This is a genomic window from Blastomonas sp. (genome assembly GCF_041747255.1).
Classification (GTDB): Bacteria; Pseudomonadota; Alphaproteobacteria; order Sphingomonadales; family Sphingomonadaceae; genus Blastomonas.
In genome coordinates, this window is the sequence record NZ_JBGTFM010000021.1 from 1 (window position 1) to 2,294 (window position 2,294).

Genomic DNA, 2,294 nt, shown 5'->3' on the forward strand with positions numbered 1-2,294 from the left:
ACAATAAGGGGGAAGGTTTAGATATAGGCGGGGGGCGCAATAAATGAATTTGCCTTCGGCCAATTCGTCGCCACCCCGTGGCGCCCGTCTTCCCCCGCCTGATCAGATGTTTTTTATCGTGCTGCACGATGGCAGTTGCACCCCTGCAACTCGGAAAGCCATGGGAACCGTGATGCGGCAGGCACGCTCTGACGCACGCAAGCAGGTGCGCATCCAAAGGCAGGAACAGGCTGCCAGGTTGCACAGAAACCTTCAGGATAAGGCCGCTGCGCGAGGCATCCTGCGTGAGATGGCTGAAACGGACCGTGGCATCGCGAAATGGTACCGTCTCACAGGGCGAATCATACCGGATAAGCCGACTTCAGCCACCTCGCCGGTCACCAAACGCACATCGAGGTCGGCCTCTTTAGCACCGTTGAAGGCGTCCGCAGCCATGCCACAGGCAGCGTCATCATGGGCGATCGATGCCGCAGGATTTCGCGGTGTGACCTGGCAGCAGACATATATCGGTCGCAGTTCGCCGAAGTTTCGCCGAGGTGCAGCGAAGGACAACTGGGAATATGAATGCCGTGATGAGGCAGTGCTTCTTGACGCTGCGGGCGAGCCTGTCATCGTCTCCAGCATGGGCGAGGACTGGCTCGAGATTGGTACCGCATGGCAGTGCCTGGAAGATGCATCGACCCGCAAAAACGCCAAAATCCAGATTCGTGTCATCGCGCCCTTCGATGCCGATGCATCCCACGAAGAGAAGGTGGCGGCCATAGAGCACTTTGCCACCACTGTGTTGGAGCCGCTGAACCTGCCGTACTCAGCAGTCATCCACCAGCCCTCTGAGGACGGCGACCAACGCAATTACCATGCGCATATATCGTTCTCACTGCGCCCCATGCGCAGGATTGAGCCGTATGCTTGGGAGGTCGCCGACGAAGTTCGTGGTGAACTGGATGGCAAAGCTGGCGTGCAGATTCTGCGGCATCTTTGGGCGCATTCAATGACCGAGGCCGCAGCGCGAAGTGGGCGGGAGATGCAATATACCGGGCTTGGGTTTGGCGCACGCGGGCTTGACCACGAGTCAGGCGAACACCTTGGCGACGCACTGACCGCAATGGCTAGGCGCGGCCAATACGTGCCTGCATCTGAACGCAACCGGATCAAGGCCGAGCGTAATAGATTTCGGTCGCGCATGCGCGATCTGGACAAGAAAATTGAGGCGTTGAGCGTGGTGCGAGACGCAGTTCTCAAAGATCTGGAACATTCGGAAACCCAGCAAGCGGCCAGGAGGATCGTCAGCGCAGATGCAACCGATCGCGCCAGACCATCTTTGGTTGCGACGCCTGCCGTCAAGGCAACGTCGGCCCTGATTGCGTCGGAGCCCACGAGAGCCTCTTGGCAGTCTCCGATCGGTAAGCTGACAACCGTGCAGCCAACCGTTCCGCGGCAGATACTGGCAACGGCGATTACAGGAACCTCTGTTGAGCGCCCGTCGTCATTGCGGCCCTCCGTCTCTGCAGAACGCCCGCGAGCCTTGCTGCAGCCAACTACAGCTTTACGCGCGGTACCCGGGGATAGGCTGTCTACGGCGGACCGGCCAATTGCCAAGCCGCTGCTTGCGGTCGCGGCAACCGGGACGACACCACGACACAGGGCTACCAATGCCCCCAGCAAGATTGATGGGGCTCCCATCCTGATACCAGCTTCCGGCTGGTCGTCCAATGCACACAAATCGCTAACGTCAGCGGATCATTCCGGTCACCTAACTCCGCAGCACCTCACGCTGCCTATCCCATCGAATTCGTCACTTCTGACGGCGGCGACGACTGAACGGGACGTAGATCCTGTTATTGCCATCGGTAGAAGCTTGCTCGCTGAACTGCGGCAATGGCGTGCAGAACAGGACGCCGCCGCCAGCTCGGAACTTGCAGCAGGTGCACCACCGCCTGTGAAATCTGATCCAACCCAGCCGGCACATCCACCGGCTATCACTGCTTCCCCGCATGCCGCGCGCACCAACACACAGCCGTTTGCAGTACCAGCGCGCCGCAAGCTTAAGCGAAAGCCGAAACGGTCGATGACATTCACGGGCGAAGCGATGTCCCTTGCTACACGCGAATGGCATGAAGCACATCCTCAGCAGGCATTTGTTGCCGGACGGGCGGGATTGCCCCCTGAAGATCAGGCGATTGTGGACCGCATTGTTGCAGAGGACCTTTATGTTATAGCGAGGGGCCCCAGGCTCACCCTCGATAAATGGGCGGTAACAGCGCTGGAGCCGAAGCAGGGCTGGCTGGAGCAAC

The 2,294-nt window shown here is 59.6% G+C and carries 1 protein-coding gene; it reads left to right on the forward strand.

Annotated features, from left to right (window positions below):
• Window positions 1-43: 43 nt before the first annotated feature.
• On the forward strand, window positions 44-2,294 hold a 2,251-nt coding region (locus ACEW8G_RS00825; protein ID WP_373486556.1), incomplete at its 3' end, for a MobA/MobL family protein.